Genomic DNA, 17323 nt, shown 5'->3' on the forward strand with positions numbered 1-17323 from the left:
GGCGGTTAACATGCACTTTTTTGATAATACATTTTCATCACTCATTCACTCCAAGAACTTCCGGTACTTCTGGATTGGGCAGTGTGTGTCAGTGATGGGTACCTGGGTGCAACGGACTGCCCAAACGTGGTTGGTTTACAAAATGACCAACTCGGCCTTTTTGGTCGGGTTACTGGCGGCGGCGCAATTTTTGCCAATTTTACTACTGACGCTTGTGGCGGGAACGTTGATCGACCGGTACTCTAAGCGATTGATCCTCATTATTACGCAGAGTGGCTTCTTGCTCCTAGGGGTCGTTATGACGGTGCTGGTGTACACCAATATTGTGCAGTATTGGGAAGTCGTGGCCATTGCCTCGGTTACGGGGTGTTGCAAAGTTTTGATACCACAACGCGGCAGTCGTTTGTTGTGGAGCTGGTGGGGCACAAAGACCTACTCAACGGGATCTCCTTGAACTCGACGATTTTTAACCTCGCTAAAATCGCGGGACCGTCGTTAGTCGGACTCTTGATGGTTAAGTTCAGCCTGGGCTTCTGCTTCCTGGTTGACGCCATTAGCTACCTGGCCGTGCTGTTGGGCCTCTTCCTGATCAAGCAGACGCACCCACTAGCCACGCCGTCCAAGAAGCACATCTGGGCGGACGTCAAAGACGGGTTGCGCTACGTGTGGAGTCACGCGGAGATTCGTCTGAGTGCGGAAATGATGATCATTGTTTGCACGTTGAACTACAACAATAACGTCATTATCCCTATCTTTGCCAAGGAGGTCCTCCATTCCGGGGCGCAAACGTACGCTAACCTACTGTCGGCGACTGGGGTCGGGTCACTCATTGCGGCGATCCTGATGAGTTATTTGTCCCGCTTTGGCCTACAGCGCAATATTTACCTGTCCGTCGGGGTCGGCACCGCAGCGCTGCAAGCAGCGATGATCGTCATCCGGTCGTACGGGTTGGCAATGATCCTGATGGTGGCCATCGGTTTTTGCAACATGATTTTCCTTAACCAGTCCAACGCCGGATTTCAGTTCAAGATTCCTAACGAACTGCGTGGCCGCGTGATGAGCGTGTACGTCCTGCTCAATCAGGGGACTACGCCGGTGGGTAGCCTGTATTCCGGTGGGGTCATGGACATCGCCGGCGGCATCTGGGGGTTCCCAGCCTGTGGGATTCTGGCGTTAGTATTATTGATTCCGGTCCTGTTCAATCAGCGGCACTTGGTGGCCCAATGGTGGCATGGCGGCGAGCAAGCGGTCGACGATTAGGGTGCAAAGATGGTCCCCCAGCACGTCTTCACCGCAACCGCTTTCTATGCTATTCTGGGGAGGCATGATGAAAGTGGGGCAGGGATATGTACAAGTTAATTGTGAGTGATCTGGACGAAACGTTGTTGCGTGAAGACGGGACGATTTCGGCGGCTAACGTGGCGGCCATCAAGGCAGCGCGGGACCGCGGCGTGAAGTTTGTTCCCAACACGGGGCGCAGCTTTACGTCCGTACAGGATTTGCTGCACACGCTGGGCCTGGCGGGGCGCGATGACCAGTACGTGATTGCTTACAATGGTGGGGCGACCGTCAGCAACGACCACAACCGCGTGGTCGCGGTCAACCCTATGGCGTACGATGTGGCCCGGCGCATCTTTGCGATTACCAAGACCTTCCCGGAGACCGATACCCACGTGTACACGTTGAACGAGGTGTTCCTGTACAAGCCGCGGGCCGACGACATTCAGTACATGCAGACGCGGGGGGCGGCGTACACCGTGATGCCAGATGACGACTTTAGCCGCTTCCAGAACTTACAGATCATGAAGGTCATCGCGATGAATCCGGACCCCGCCGTGCAGAAGGCGATTGCCGACCAGGTGATGTCGGCGCTCGACCAGCGGCTTAACCTGACGTTCTCGAGCGGCATTTATACCGAGTTCAACCCGCTGGGAGTGGACAAAGGTGTTGCGGCACTGCAGTTGGGCGCGGCGCTCGGCATCAAACGTGACGAAATCATTGGCATCGGTGATAATCTCAACGACCTGGCATTGTTACAGCAAGTGGGGATGCCGGTGGCGGTTGCCAATGGCCGGCCCGAAATTAAGGCCGCCGCAAAGTTAGTGACGCAGGCCGACTACGAATCTGGTGTTGCGGAAATGATTCACAAGCTCATCTTAGACTAGAAAATAACATTTTGGCAGTGACGTGTTAACGGCGTCACTGCCTTTTATTCACCCTGGAGAGTTTAATAACATTACGAAATAAAATATTCTATACGAAGTTGCACGGATAGAATACTTTTTGCATGCGGAAATATGTTAAAATTTGGGCAAGAGGGTCGTACGTTGGTACCGTCAGTATTTGGGGATTGGGGGTCGTAAGACGCAGGGCCATGGGAGCGTGTAAGCAAAGGTTCACTATAGGTTAGCTGGAGTAATCGGGCCAATTTAAAGGGGGACTTTGCAATGAATAAACGTGATGTGGCGCGCTATGCAGTAAATGAGCGCGAACATTATAAGATGTATAAACAAGGCAAAATGTGGGCCTTCGCCCTAATCACGACGTTTGCTTTAGGGGCGGGCGCCACGTCGTTGGGTCACACCACCGTGCGGGCGGATGTCAATAGTCATACCAGTGCGGTGGCTACCAGCAGGGCTGCTACGAATGCTACCCACGGGACGGTTCAGGTTGCTGCGACGCAGAGTAGTAGTACGAGTGCTGCTGATAGTACTGCATCTAGCAGCACCGCGGCAACTAGCAGCGTGGCTAGCAGTAATAACACGACGAGTGCGGGCACTAGTCAGTCATCCCCAGCGGTAGGGTCCAGTAGTGCTAGTGTTGCCACCTCGAGTAACGGTAGCGGTGGGGCTAGTGTCGCAAGCAGCGCGACTACGATCAGTGCTGCGGTCAGTGCGAGTGTGGCCACTAGTACTGTAGCTAGTAGTGCGGCCCAGGTGGCAAGTTCCGCCGCCGCTTCGAGTGCGGCGACGACGCTTGTTGATCCGTCACCAGCTTCGTTAGCCGCGGCTAAGTCCAGTGCGACCGCCCAATATCAGGCTACCGGTCAGACACAAGCTATCCGTGCCGTGGCTGGACTCCCAAGTGACACCACGAAGGTCACCGTGACGAAGTCGGCGGACACTGTGGGATACGGGTCAGGCTTAAGTGAATTGGATTTAAGCGTTAATATTACTAACCCGACAGCGGGGGATGTGTACACAATCACCATTCCGGGTGACGGGGCCGTCTTTAAGTACCAACGTACTGCGGCGCTGATTGCTGGGGGTACTACCTACGGGACGGTGACGGACAACACCATTAACGCGGACGGCACCCGCACCATCACGGACACTATGACCGCTAGTTACTCGGGGGTGTTGGTACAACAAATCACAATTGGTTTAAATAGTAATTATGGCGCTCAAGCCACACCAATGGCGGATATTGGGACAACCACGAAAACGATTCGCTACACCGTTAATGGTGTCGAGCAGGCGCCACAGACCATTACCCAAATTGTCACCCCCGCGGCCGTTATGAATGATATGTACATGACCTATCCGGAGGGAAACAGCGATACGCCAGTGGTGAGCGGTACAGAATACGTTTATACCTACCGCGTGGATGAATCCAACGGGGTGTTCGATAACCAATATCAGTCGGAACGGGTCAACTCAGCGGACAATTATGGTTCGACGTTAACTATCCCGGTACCCGCTGGCTTTGTGCTGGATCCAGATACCACCAGTGCGTTGAACGACTTTGAAGATGAAACCACCATTACCCAGCCGGGCGGTGCGGGTACCGATATCGTTATTACGGTCCCGCGTGGGTCCGGTAATCAGGGCTTTCAAAATGCTGGTGGGTATCGCCTCGCTGGTAAGTTTACGGTAGCCCCCGCAGCCGATACGACCAAGTACACCGCTAGTGGCGTAGCAACCCTGACGCAGCAGATCGATGATGCGGGAACACTCTTCACGGCTGTGGGCCAAAACCCGTGGGCAGTCTCGATTGCGGGCACCAACACTGCCATCACGCCGGCTGCGCAGATCACCGTCGACGGTAACAGCACGACCGCGGGGGACCAGCTGGTCCTCGACCAAGATACAACGGATGATCCGACCTTCCTGGCGCAAATCAAATTTAGTAACAACAGTGTGGTTGCCCTAGATCACCCGCAATTTCAAATCACCATTCCAAGTGGCATCGTGGACACGTCCATCTTGCTACCCAAGGGTGAGGTCACACCGATTAACTATTTGCCGGGGACGATATCGTACAGCTACACATTAACCCTTGCTGATGGCACCACGGAAACCGGTACTGCGGCTAGTGGTGATACGATTACCAGCCAGTCGGGTAGCGCTATTCGGCAGGCTGACATTACCATCAATAATCTGGCTGCTGGGGCGGCTTGGGATACTAATGGTGAGCTGGATAAGCACGATACGTTTACAATTTTTGGGCGTCTCAATGACACCCTTGATGACGGTACCACGATTGCTGAAGGGGATGTCCTGACCTTTGATGCTGCCCTGGCGTTGGCGGGGAGTGTTACCCCATTGAGTCAGGCTAGCATCGGGGAGACGGTCACGATTCCGTATGATACGGTCCATAGCTATTTGTACCAACCTAACCAAACACCAGGAGTAACAGACGCTGGCGTGATGGGGACGATTGGTTCTGGCGGTTACCAGCATACGACGGACAACATCTTTGAACCGATTCTCTACTACGTCCTACCTGCGGCTGCTACTTTTGACGGGCTCAATTGGAATGAACCTGACGCCCAAGTGTCCGAATTTACTGCGGATGATGGGCGCACGGTGGTTAAAATTGACTACTCGCACACCGGTGTGTCGATCAACACCGCACTGACTGGTTACGAGATTAAGCTGAACAATAAAATTGATGCCTTACCAGGAGACTATCCGTTGGCATTGTACATTTATTCGCCAACAACGGTACTGACGAATAATACTCCGGTAGAGGACACGTCATTCACGGATGGTAATGCCGATGCGGTTGCGTACATTAAGGACCTGGGTGGCTGGATTTGGCACATTAGTTCGGTGGGCACCTTCACCGACTATACCCTCGCGCAAGGTACTCAGGACAGTGATGCGTCCAATGTCGGGACGACCAATGCGTACGCTACGGCCGACTCACACTTTTACGTTTCGCTGGTCAATACGGTCAAGGATAATGGCCAGCATGATGGTCAAGTGATTGTTAACCTGCCTGAAGTGGGTGATGACCAAGGCTCACAGTTCACCTTTGAACTGTCCGGCCCTATTACCGTTCCCGCCAACTATACGGTTACGGAGGGGACCGGTGGACCGATTGACGCCACCGTCTTGTACTCCACACAGCGCGCGCAGGTAGTTAACAACCAGACGACGGTTGACCTCAGTGGTTACATGACGGCCGACCAGCTCGCAGCGGCAGGTATTGCCTGGCTGACGTGCGTTCCGTCGCCATTTCCATTAACGACATTGCCAGTTTGACGTCCACCGGGCGCATTGACCTGGCGGGCCAGGTGGCCGACGCGGTGAATCACTTAGGCGACACCGGCTACCTAGAAACGGCGTTTGCCGTTGATGGCGGTGCGTACTCGGTGCAGGGCAAGGGCACGACCGCACAACTAACGGTGCAAAGTTACTCGGACATTCAGGCGCGGTACCACTACGTTGACAGTGATGGGCAAGATCAGTACATCAACTTACCCGACCTGTCGAAGACGTTGGTCAACGACACCGATACGGTGCCGGTTTTGCCAACGACGCAGGCTGATATGTCTACGCTGGACCAGAACCTGATTCCTGACGGTTACGAAATGGTCGATGGGTACACCGTGTTAGCGGCTGACGGGCAAACCCCTGGCCAAGCGGTATCTGGGGCCGTGGTCAATCACAATATGAACGGTGACATCATCCAGTACGAACTGCAAAGTCAGTACACGGTGACCTTCGAATACGTTGATGACGCGACCGGCACGGTGACACCGGGGACGACTGTCCGGGCACCAGCCGGCCAGCAAGTGACCTATGACCTTGATGTACCAACGGGTTACACGCTGGCAACCAAGCAAGATACCGGTGTGAATATCAATGGCAATGAACTCGACTACACCATGACGCCGGTAGCTACCACCACGGTCCAGATTCACATTATTCCGGCTAAGGAGACCGGCACCGCCACGACGACACGGACAATTACGTACAAAGTGGCGGGCGATGCCTTTGCTGCTCCCACTGCAGTGACGCAGACGATGGAGTGGACCACGACCAAGGATCTGGTCACGGGGGTTATCACGGCGGTGCCGCAGGGCAACTTTGCGAGCGTTGATTCGCCGTACGTTCCGGCAACTACCGTTGATGGTGTCCAAACAGCTTGGCGTCCGGATGTGGCGACCGTTCCTGGTGTCACCCTGGCCGAACAAACTGGCATGCCCGAGGATGCCGATGACGTGATTGTCACGTACCAGCCGTACGCGGAAGTGGACACGGCGCCAGCGGTGCAAACCAAGTCGCAGGTCGGCGAACCACTGCACGCAGTGGCCACTACGATGCAGTACGTGGATGATGTGACGGGTGAGCAGGTCGGAACCACTACGACTCATGTGGGTGAACCAGGACGCACGTTTGATTGGATGGCAGTGGTGCCAACCAACTATCGCCTGGCAGACGGTCAGGCGGCTAGTGGGACTTACACTTTTGCCGAAACGGACAATGCGCCCGTTGTCATTCACCTGACACACCAAGTTGTTGACGGTCAGACTGAAACCACGCGGACGATTACGTACAAAGTTGAGGGTGACGCGTTTACCGCACCAGCCCCGGTGACGCAGACGGTCACCTGGAAGACGGCAACAGATTTGGTCACGGGTGATGTGGTTGCTACGCCTGCAGGCAACTTTACGAGCGTCACCTCACCGTACGCGCCGGCAACCACTAATGATGGCGTGCAGACCAGTTGGCAGCCGGATGTGGCCACGGTTGCTGGTATTGAGCTAACGCCAGTCATGGGCACACCAACCGATCCGGCAAGTGTGACCGTGACGTACCGGCCGTACGCACAGATTGATACGGTTGAAACAACTCCCCAAACTAAGACGCAGGTCGGCGAACCACTGCACGCAGTGGCAACCACGGTCAGTTACCTGGACGACGTCACGGGTGAGCAGGTTGGGACCGCCACGACTCACGTCGGTGAACCCGGACGGACGTTTGATTGGACGGCAACGGTGCCAGCCAGCTATCGCCTTGCAGACGGTCAAGCGGCTAGTGGCACCTACACATTTGCCGAAACAGATAATGTGCCCGTTGTCATTCACCTGACGCACCAAGTTGTTGACGGTCAGACCGAGACCACCCGGACGATTACGTACAAAGTCGAAGGTGACGCGTTTACGGCACCAGCCCCAGTGACGCAGACCGTGACCTGGAAGACGGCCACTGACCTCGTCACGGGTGACGTGGTCGCTACGCCTGCAGGCAACTTTGCGAGCGTCACCTCACCATATGCGCCAGCAACTACCAGTGATGGTGTGCAGACTAGCTGGCAGCCAGATGTGGTTACAGTTGAGGGTATTAAGCTGACGCCAGTTACGGGCACACCAACCGATCCGGATAATGTTACCGTGACGTACCGGCCGTACGCACAGATTGACACCACCGGCACGACTCCTGAGGCCAAGACGCAAGTCGGCGAACCGCTGCACGCAGTGCAACCACGGTCAGTTACCTGGACGACGTCACCGGCAAACAAATTGGTGCCACTACAACCCAGGTTGGTGAGCCGGGACGGACCTTCGACTGGACGGCGACGGTACCAGCCAACTACCGTTTGGCAGATGGTCAGGCGGCTAGTGGGACGTACACCTTTGCTGAAACGGGCAACGCACCCGTCGTCATCCACCTGACGCATGAAGTTAGTGATGGCACTGCCGTAACCTCACGGACAATTGATTATCAGGTTGAAGGTGATGCGTTTACCGCACCAGCACCAGTGGCACAGACGGTCACCTGGAAGACGACTACCGACCTGGTTACGGGTCACGTAGTTGCCACGCCGCAGGGCTCCTTTGGCACCGTGACCTCGCCGTACGTTCCCGCAACGACGGCGGATGGCGCTCAAACTAGCTGGCGGCCGGATATTGCGACGGTGGCGGGCATGACGCTCACGCCACTGACCGGGCTGCCAACCAGTCCCGAGAACGTCACCGTTACTTACCAGCCGTACGCGCAGGTTGACACGGGCGACCCAACCACCCAGACCAAGACGCAGGTTGGCGTGCCGTTACATGCGGTGCAAACGACGGTCCAGTATGTGGATGACGTTACGGGTGACCAAGTTGGTTCAGCCACAGTGCATGTGGGTGAGCCGGGACAGACGTTTGATTGGGCGGCGACGGTACCAGCCAACTACCGTTTGGCCGACAATCAAGCCGCCAGTGGCACGTACGTCTTTGCCGAAACGGACAACGCGCCGGTGGTCATTCACCTGACGCACCAAGTCGTTGACGGTCAGACCGAAACTACGCGGACGATTACGTACCAAGTTGATGGGGATGCCTTCACAGCCCCGGCGCCAGTGACGCAGACGGTCACCTGGAAGACGACTACCGACTTAGTTACGGGTCACGTGGTTGCCACCCCGCAAGGCAGCTTTGCTAGTGTCACCTCGCCGTACGTGCCCGTAACCACGGCCGATGGCGCCCAAACCAGTTGGCGGCCGGATATTGCGACGGTGGCGGGCATGACGCTCACGCCACTGACCAAACTGCCAGCCAGTCCGGAGAACGTTACCGTTACGTACCAGCCATACGCGCAGGTCGACACGGATGATCCGATCACCAAGTCGATTGCGCGGGTTGGCGAACCGGTCTACGCGGCCAAGTACATGGTCAACTTTGTCACTACGACGGGCAAAGTGGTCGGCACGCTCAACCGTGTTGGTGATCCGGGCGACCGCTTCACGGTCAGTGCGCCCGCTGGCTACCACTTCGTTTATGGGGATGCCGGGCTGATCACGCTACCGGAAAGCAACGCGGCAGCCATCAACGTATTAGTGACCACCGATACGACGCACAACGGTGGCACAACGCCAACACCGACCCACCGGCTGCCAGCCACCGGTGGCAACCCAATGATGACTACGCCGCAACGGACTGCACCGACAAGTGGAGCGCCGACTAACGCCGCCCGGACGACAACCGTCACGGGGGCGATGCGGACCTTGCCGACGACCGGCCATGCGGCTGCGCACCGGCTTCCGGGCACTGGTGCCCGGACACTCCCACAGACGGGCGAGCAGCAAAATGCTTGGACCGTCGCCGGGTTAGGTCTGTTGACGATGGCTCTCGGTTTGTTCGGCTGGAAGCGCCGGCGTCATGATGCACGGTAATTGAGGGTATACAAATGGCCCTAGGATCGACCAGTAACTTTGGTTATCCTAGGGCCACTTTGTGTCTATTTATTTATGATCTGCCTGGACGGGGTAGGCGAAGTGTGCATACAGCGTCGCCAAGAACAGCCCGAATCCGAGCACGAGTAGGAGGCAAAGTCGACTTTGGCCCCTAAAACCGTAGCCCTGGTGGCCGTCATGGTTAACGTAAACGCGGCGATGATGGCGGACATCACGCTGGTCCCCAGGGAGCCGGCGTACTGTTGCATCATGCTGAAGAGGGAGTTTTGGTCGGCCTTTTGCCGGCCGCTGACCTGCATACTACCGTCGGAAATAGCAACCCCAAAGCCGGAGTTAAAGCCGATTCGCAGTATCACGTAGAGGATGGCAATGCCGACGACCGTTAAGCTGTCGGTCAGCACCCACAGTAATACGAGTGCGAGGCACGCCATGACGCTACTGAACGTCAACGGAATCGTGGCGCCCACGCGGTCGTACACACGTCCAGCGATTGGGGCGCAGACGGCGCCGACCAACGCGCCCGGCAGTAACATGAGGCCCGCGCTCATCGCTGAAGCCCCCAGCACGGTTTGGGCCAATAGTGGCAGGACGAGGGAGAGGCCGATGTTAATGAACTGCAGACCAAAGTAGGTGAACAGTCGTAGTCGTAGTACCGGCCGACGCAGGATGCGGTAGTCGAGCAGCTTGCGGGCACCATGCCGCGCGTAGAACCAGAACACGCCGGCCACGACGATACTACCGGCCACCCAAAACCAAAAGTGACCGTTAGCCCAGCCATTGGTACCGGCACCGTTAAATGCAAAGACGATGCCGGCGAACAGGGCGGCCAGGATGATCATACCGAGGTAGTCGAACCGTAACGACCCGACCCCCGCGGCTTTGCCCTTGATCGTGGTCCCACCCAGAATGGCAATGATGGCGAGCAGCGGTACGATGCCAATGAAGATCGCACGCCAAGACCAGAGGCTGGTAAGAACACCACCGTACGTCGGGCCGAGCGCTGGCGCTAGCGACACGATGACGCTGGCAAAACCGGTGTAGACGCCCAGTTGGGTGCGCGGGACGCGGGTCAGGATGATTTGGAACATCAGCGGGGTGGAAATCCCGGTAGCGACGGCCTGCAATAGCCGTCCCGTTAGTAGCATGGCAAATGTGGGTGCGAACAGGCACATCAGGCCACCAACCAGGCAGATGCCGACGGCGCAAAGGAAGAGTGGCCGCGGGTTGAAACGTTTAAGGATGTACGCGGTGGTGCTCATGACGATGGTGACCACCAACAAGTAGGCGGTGGTGAGCCATTGGACGGTGTCGAGGGAAACCCCCATCGTTTTGATCAAGGTAGGGAAGGTAACGTTCATTGAGGTTTCAACCAGAATGCCGACGAACGACAGCATTCCGACCGCCGCAATGGCGAGTTTGGTACTAGTGGGAACGGTAGTTGGTTCAACGTGTTGCATAATATGGAACTCCTTTATGTTTACTATTTATAGGCGGTGGCGCCTGAAGCAGTTAGTGGTGTGCTGTTATCGCTCTCCCTCTGACTGCCAATATGCATCGGGCTGCAGTTTCTCGCACTGTGGGACACGGCGACCACACCTGCTGGGAATGCTGCTCACAAAAAAAAGCCGGCGTGCTGGGGTTTTACGCCCCACCAGGCCGGTTTCTATCATAGTTAGTCGTTAAAATTGCCTGATTCAACGTCGCGGATGAACTGCTTCAGGTGCTTGAAGTAGACCGGGGCATTGTCAATCATGTGGTGGTGTCCACCATTAGGCGTGGTGACGAGCCGGGCGTGGGGGATGACTTCAGCCATCCGCTGGGCGGACTTCATTGGCATCGTTTCGTGTTCCCCAAAGGTCAACAGGGTGGGCACGGTGATGTTGTGAATCTGGTCACGCAGGTCAAAGTCCTTCAGCTTACCGGTGACAACGAACTCGTTGTCGCCCTGGAAGACGTTGTAGACGTCGGTAGCCATCGTGCTGATCAGGTGGCTGATAGCTGGCGGCTGCTTGCGGTCCACGTAGCCGGCGTTGAGGATGTCAACGTAGTGCTGATACTGGGGATCGTCCCAGTTGCCAGCAGCTTCCTGTTCCTTCATGTACTTCACGGCTGAAGGTGGCAGGGCTTCTTCGCGGACCAGGTTGATGTGTTCCACGTATTCTTCGATGTTATCGGTCATGGAACTGATAATGGCACCCTTGAGGTGTTCGCCGTACTTTAGGGCGTACAGCTGGGTGAGGGCCCCACCCCAAGACTGGCCGATCAGGTAAAAGTGGTCCAGGCCTAGTTTCTGGCGTACTTCTTCGACTTCGTCCAGGTAGTAGTCGTAGGTCAGGTACTTAGCGGCAATTTCTGGGTCGGAGTAGTCCGGCTGGTCCGAGTAGAACGAACCGAGCTGATCGTACATATGTACTTGTACACCGAGGTCAGCGAGTTCTTCGCCGAAGTTTTCCCAGTATTCATGCGTGCCACCGGGGCCACCGTGTAGGCAAAGCAGGTGGATGTCACCCTCGCCTTGCGTGTTGGTCCACAGGTGGTACCCGTTATCAAGCGTGATGATAGTTGTGCCTTGCTTCATGTGTGGGTCACCTAGCTTCCTAAATAAGATAGTTTCATTCTATCACAATCGGGAGTGGCGGGTTTATGGCGTCGGTCACGCAAGCTGTAGTCATCGTCAACAGGCCTAGGATGCTCACTACTAAGTAAATTACAATATAACTACAATTATCGGAGCAACAGAAACAACCAAAACACCAGCAATTATCGCGCGCTAACGGCGATGAGAACGGGCGGAAGCGCTTGAAGAACATTTCTAATAGTGGTAACATATTACAACGATAATTTTTTAATACGGTTAAGGGGGTTGGGCCTTGGAGGACTCAGAAAAGCAGTACGAACAACAGCACCTAGATGATACGGTGTGGGAGCTGCACGCCGCTGACAAGCGGCTGACGCAGGAAATTGCCAAGACACAATCCGAAGAAAAGAATATCAGTGACAACTTCTTCAGCGACTTTTCCATTAACCTGACCAACGATGACGAAATCATCGAAACGGCCGCGTCCGTGCAGCAACAGCAGCAACTGCTTGATGAACGGGCCAACGCTCACCGGCAGTCGACCGTTCAGTTGGGTACGGTCAAGCGCTTGTTGAGGAATCCTTACTTTGCACGGATTGACTTTCAAGAAGCTGGTGAACAACCCGAAACCATTTATATTGGGCTGGGTAGCTTTACCGACGCAACGGTCACTTCCTGATCTACGACTGGCGAGCACCAATCAGTTCCATCTATTATGACGGCAAGCTGGGGCAGGTCACCTACCAGACCCCGGACGGCCCGCAACGGGTGGAGTTGAGTTTGAAGCGCCAGTTTGTGATCAAAGACGGGACGAAGATCGAGACCATGTTCGACACCGCCGAAACGATTGGTGACCAGATGCTGCTGGAAGTGCTGGGGGAGAAGTCTGACACCCAGATGAAGAGCATCGTCACCACGATTCAGCGTGAGCAGAACCAGATTATTCGCGACACCACGGCTGACCTGCTGTTTGTTCAGGGGGCAGCCGGTTCCGGTAAGACCAGCGCGGTACTGCAGCGGGTGGCGTACCTGTTGTATCGGTATCGGGGCAACCTGACCTCCAGCCAGGTGATCATGTTCTCGCCCAACCAACTGTTCTCTGACTACATCGGCAACGTGCTGCCCGAAATGGGTGAGCAGAACATGGTACAGTTTACCTACTACCAGTACGTGACGCGCCGGACGCCGGGGATGCACGTGCAGAACCTGTTCCAGCAGTTTGAAGCCGACCAGACGCCTTTGCAGGCCAAAGTTGCGGCGCTGAAGGAAAGTGATGCTTTCTTCCACGCCACTGAAGCGTACGCTGAGCATTTGCGTAGCGCCGGGGTGCGGTTCAAGGACATTCGGTTTCACGGTGGCGTCTTCTTTAGCCGCAAGAAAATTGCGGAAATCTTCTATAGTTATAACCAGAATTACAACATGAATAACCGGGTACAGGCCACTAAGGAACGGTTGACCTCGATGCTGAACCGCCGGGTAGGCTCCGAAACCCGGGCCAAGTGGGTGCGCGAGGCCGTTGAAAACTTGTCCGAGGAAGAAATTCGGGACCTGCAGGCACAAAGTCATCCTGGTGAATTTCAGGATAGCAACAGTGAGTTCCAGTTCTACGCGCGCCACATCGTTACGGAGGCCTTTGCCGAAATCGATGCAGCCATCGTGCGCAACCGGTTCCTGAACGTTCGGGCCCAGTACGTCGCGTTCTTGCGCGCCGTGCCGGACCTGCTGGATGTGACCAAGTTTGGTATTACGCCGAGTGAGTGGAACCAAAGTGTCGACGAATTTGTTGAACAATTCCGCCAACGCAAGCTGACCATGGCCGACGCGACGCCATACTTGCACCTGTACGACTTGATGATTGGTCGGCATGGTGACCGCAAGATGCGCTTTGTCTTCATCGACGAAATTCAGGACTACACGCCGTACCAACTGGCGTACCTGCAGAAGAACTTCCCGCGGGCCAAGTTTACCTTGCTGGGTGACCTAAACCAGGCCATCTTTACCGGTAGCAACGCCCGGAACCTGATGGGTTCGGTCACCAAGTTGTTCGATCCGGACAAGACGCGCGTGGTGCAGTTAACGCAGTCATACCGCTCGACGGCCCAGGTCACCGAGTTCACGAAGGCCCTGCTCAAGAGTGGCCAGAAGATCGTGGCGTTCAACCGGCAGGGCGACTTGCCACAGGTCTTGGTCCGCGCGACGTCGGCGGACGCCTTTAATACTTTGACCAAGCAGTTGGCTACCAACGCGCAGGATCACGACACGACGGCCATCATCACGCGGTCGTTGGGTGACGCTGCGGCGCTGCAGCAGCAGCTCCACGATGCGGGTCAGCGGTCGACGTTGATTCGCTCAGAGAACCAGCGGCTGGTGCCGGGCGTACTCGTGGTACCGTCGTTCTTGGCCAAGGGCTCGAGTTTGACGCCGTGGTGGCGTGGAACGTGACGCCAGCAAACTTTGGCGCGGATACGGACCGGGAACTTTTGTACACCATCTGCTCTCGGGCGATGCACCGCTTGACGGTGATTGCCACGGGTGCGGTATCTCCGTTGATCACGGCGGTGGACCCTAAGCTGTACACAACCGAACAGTAATATTGCGAGCGACTACCAGTGAGGTGGCCGCTTTTGGCAATTGTCGCGCTGATTGGCCAAGCAATGCAGGCCACTGGCTACTTGTTGGTAGTGTCATCGGCCGCAAGCAATAATTGTGGTAGAATACTGCCATTAAGACACGGGACGATAATTTGGAGGCAAGAATAGTGGAAAAAGCTGCAGGACAGTACCGGACGTTTGACCGGGCAACGTGGTCCGCAATGGGTCCCGCCAACGGCACCGACATTACGCCGGCTGAAATCGAACGGGTCCGGTCCCTCAACGATAAGCTGAGCATTGATGATGTTCGCGACGTCTACATGCCGCTGGTCCGGTACCTACGTATGCGGCGGGACAATTATTTGCATACTGAGCAGGCCAAAGCTAACTTTTTGGGCACCGACGACCGCGTGGCACCGTTTATCATCGGCATCAGCGGCTCGGTCGCGGTCGGCAAAAGCACCTCAGCGCGCTTGCTCCAACTGCTAATGAACCGGGTGATGCCGGACCTCAAGACACAGATGCTGACCACCGATGGCTTCCTGTACCCCAATGCCGAGTTGGAGCGGCGCGGCATCATGGCGCGTAAAGGGTTCCCCGAAAGTTACGACATGCACGCTTTACTCCAGTTTTTGATCGACATCAAGTTGGGGCGCGCGGCGCAAGCACCGGTGTATTCGCACGAGGAGTACGACGTGGTGCCCGGTCAGTTCACGACCGTGGACCAGCAGGACATCGTCATCGTGGAGGGCATTAACGTCCTGCAGACGGGCGGTGATGAGCCATCTTTTACTCCGACCTCTTTGATTTGTCCCTCTACGTTGACGCCGCTGCGGATGATATTGCGCGTTGGTACGAGGAGCGTTTCTACAAGTTACTCAGTTTGGCCAAGGACGACCCGGATGATTACTACTATAGTTACGCGCACGGCGATCCACAGCGGGCGGCGGACCTGTGCCACTGGGCGTGGAACGAGGTCAACTTGCCGAACCTGGAGGAGTACATCCTGCCGACCCGGGCGCGGGCGGACGTCGTCTTGCACAAGCGCGCAGACCACACGATTGATCAGGTCTCGGTCCGCCGATTCTAGGTGATTGACCGGCTTTGTAAATACCGGTAGAATTGTTACAACGATTAAGACGTTAATAGCAAAGGAGTGTGACATGGTGGCAACTGCGCAAAATAAGGACTACGACAAGATTATCGTGCTCGACTACGGTAGCCAGTACAACCAGCTGATTACCCGCCGGATTCGTGACTTCGGCATTTATTCCGAACTTAAACCGCACACAATTAGTGCGGCGGAGGTGCGGGCCTTGGCACCAAAGGGGATTATCTTCTCTGGCGGCCCCAACTCGGTTTACGATGAGGGTGCCCTGGGCGTGGACCCTGAGCTGTTTGAATTGGGCATCCCGATTCTCGGGGTGTGCTACGGCATGCAGCTGATGGCTAAGGAACTGGGCGGCCGCGTTGAACCGGCGACCGAGCGTGAGTACGGGCACGTCGACATTGATGTCCTGACCGACACGGACCCCGTGTTGTTCCGCAATTTGCCAGCCCACCAGACTGTCTGGATGAGCCATGGTGACTTGGTGCGCGAAGTCCCGGATGGCTTTGTCACCACCGTCACCAGTAAGAACTGCCCAATTTCGGCCATGGCGGATGACGACCGCAAGTTCTACGGCATTCAGTTCCACGCGAGGTGCGTAACACTCAGTATGGTGAGCAGATCCTGCGCCACTTTGCCTTCGACGTTTGTGGGGCTACAGCTAACTGGAACATGTCGGACTTCATCGAGGACCAGGTGCATGCCATCCGCGCCGAAGTGGGCGACCAGCAGGTGCTGCTGGGCCTCTCCGGTGGGGTCGACAGTAGCGTCGTGGCGGCGTTGTTGCACAAGGCGATTGGCGACCAGTTGACGTGCATCTTTGTTGACCACGGCCTGCTGCGCAAAAACGAGGCCGACCAGGTCATGGCCAGCCTCAGCGGTAAGCTGGGTGTGAAGATCATCAAAGTCGACGCAGCCGACCGCTTCCTGGGTGACCTCAAGGGCGTTACCGACCCCGAGCAGAAGCGGAAGATCATCGGGCGGGACTTCATTGAGGTCTTCAACGATGAGGCGCGCAAGTTGCATGGCATCGACTACCTGGCGCAGGGCACGCTGTACACCGACGTGGTGGAGAGCGGCACGGATACGGCGCAGACCATCAAGAGTCACCACAACGTCGGCGGCTTGCCGGATGACCTGAAGTTCAAGTTGATCGAGCCACTGAATAAGTTGTTCAAAGACGAAGCGCGTGAACTCGGCGAAAAGCTGGGGATCCCGCACGACCTGGTTTGGCGTCAGCCATTCCCTGGCCCTGGCCTGGGTATTCGTGTCCTGGGTGAAGTTACCGAGGACAAACTGGACATCGTGCGCGAATCCGACTGGGTCCTGCGCGACGAAATCGCGAAGGCCGGCCTGCAGGAAAGCATTTGGCAGTACTTCACCGTCCTGCCAGGCTTCCGTAGTGTTGGCGTCATGGGGGATGGCCGGACGTACGACTACACCATCGCCATCCGGGCCATCACCAGCGTGGACGGTATGACCGCCGACTTTGCCCGTATCGACTGGGACGTACTGCAGAAGATCTCGGCTCGCATCGTCAACGAAGTCGGGCACGTCAATCGCGTCGTGTATGACATTACGAGCAAGCCGCCGGCAACGATTGAGTGGGAATAGCAGATTAGAGGATACAAACGT

6 protein-coding genes and 4 pseudogenes are annotated in these 17323 nt (G+C 56.3%); 8 read left to right on the forward strand and 2 right to left on the reverse strand.

From position 1 onward, the window contains the following. Positions 1–10 precede the first annotated feature (10 nt). The 5 genes and pseudogenes from JCM13996_RS04375 to JCM13996_RS11285 all read left to right on the forward strand — a co-directional run bounded on the left by JCM13996_RS04375 (position 11) and on the right by JCM13996_RS11285 (position 9390). Positions 11–1260, forward strand: a pseudogene (locus tag JCM13996_RS04375) (MFS transporter). Between the two features lie 86 nt (positions 1261–1346). Further along, positions 1347–2165 carry a Cof-type HAD-IIB family hydrolase gene (locus JCM13996_RS04380; protein ID WP_054749926.1) on the forward strand — a complete coding sequence of 273 codons (819 nt, stop codon included), beginning with the start codon at positions 1347–1349 and terminating at the stop codon, positions 2163–2165. Between the two features lie 282 nt (positions 2166–2447). Then, positions 2448–5489 carry a KxYKxGKxW signal peptide domain-containing protein gene (locus JCM13996_RS04385; protein WP_054749928.1) on the forward strand — a complete coding sequence of 1014 codons (3042 nt, stop codon included), beginning with the start codon at positions 2448–2450 and terminating at the stop codon, positions 5487–5489. Then, a complete protein-coding gene (locus tag JCM13996_RS13155; protein ID WP_054749930.1) occupies positions 5447–7906 on the forward strand; it encodes a hypothetical protein in 2460 nt (819 codons plus the stop codon). Before JCM13996_RS04385 ends, JCM13996_RS13155 begins: the two co-directional genes overlap by 43 nt. Continuing rightward, positions 7831–9390 (forward strand): LPXTG cell wall anchor domain-containing protein, encoded by a 1560-nt coding sequence (locus tag JCM13996_RS11285; protein ID WP_054749932.1) that lies wholly within the window; start codon positions 7831–7833, stop codon positions 9388–9390. The genes JCM13996_RS13155 and JCM13996_RS11285 overlap by 76 nt, the downstream gene beginning before the upstream one ends. A gap of 65 nt (positions 9391–9455) precedes the next feature. Here JCM13996_RS11285 and JCM13996_RS04400 read toward each other — a convergent pair whose 3' ends face one another. Beyond that, complete coding sequence (locus JCM13996_RS04400) at positions 9456–10868, reverse strand: MFS transporter (RefSeq protein WP_225353463.1); 1413 nt, start codon at positions 10866–10868, stop codon at positions 9456–9458. Between the two features lie 215 nt (positions 10869–11083). Then, positions 11084–11989: a proline-specific peptidase family protein gene (locus JCM13996_RS04405; RefSeq protein WP_054749934.1), complete on the reverse strand. Its 906-nt coding sequence runs from the start codon at positions 11987–11989 to the stop codon at positions 11084–11086. 292 nt (positions 11990–12281) lie between these two features. Here JCM13996_RS04405 and helD point away from each other — a divergent pair. From helD to guaA, 3 pseudogenes are all read left to right on the forward strand, one after another. Further along, a pseudogene (gene helD, locus JCM13996_RS04410) lies at positions 12282–14580 on the forward strand (RNA polymerase recycling motor HelD). A gap of 221 nt (positions 14581–14801) precedes the next feature. Continuing rightward, positions 14802–15670: pseudogene (gene coaA / locus JCM13996_RS04415) on the forward strand (type I pantothenate kinase). 73 nt (positions 15671–15743) lie between these two features. Next, a pseudogene (guaA, locus tag JCM13996_RS04420) lies at positions 15744–17302 on the forward strand (glutamine-hydrolyzing GMP synthase). The last annotated feature ends 21 nt before the right edge of the window (positions 17303–17323 follow it).

Origin of the sequence: Lacticaseibacillus thailandensis DSM 22698 = JCM 13996, from assembly GCF_001312865.1 — a bacterium.
In the GTDB taxonomy this organism is placed as follows: domain Bacteria; phylum Bacillota; class Bacilli; order Lactobacillales; family Lactobacillaceae; genus Lacticaseibacillus; species Lacticaseibacillus thailandensis.

Excerpts from the sequence above, each read along its gene's own strand:
- JCM13996_RS04400 (WP_225353463.1), bottom strand. The coding sequence starts at position 10,868 with ATGCAACACGTTGAACCAACTACCGTTCCCACTAGTACCAAACTCGCC.
- JCM13996_RS04380 (WP_054749926.1), top strand. The coding sequence starts at position 1,347 with ATGTACAAGTTAATTGTGAGTGATCTGGACGAAACGTTGTTGCGTGAA.
- JCM13996_RS04385 (WP_054749928.1), top strand. The coding sequence starts at position 2,448 with ATGAATAAACGTGATGTGGCGCGCTATGCAGTAAATGAGCGCGAACAT.
- JCM13996_RS04405 (WP_054749934.1), bottom strand. The coding sequence starts at position 11,989 with ATGAAGCAAGGCACAACTATCATCACGCTTGATAACGGGTACCACCTG.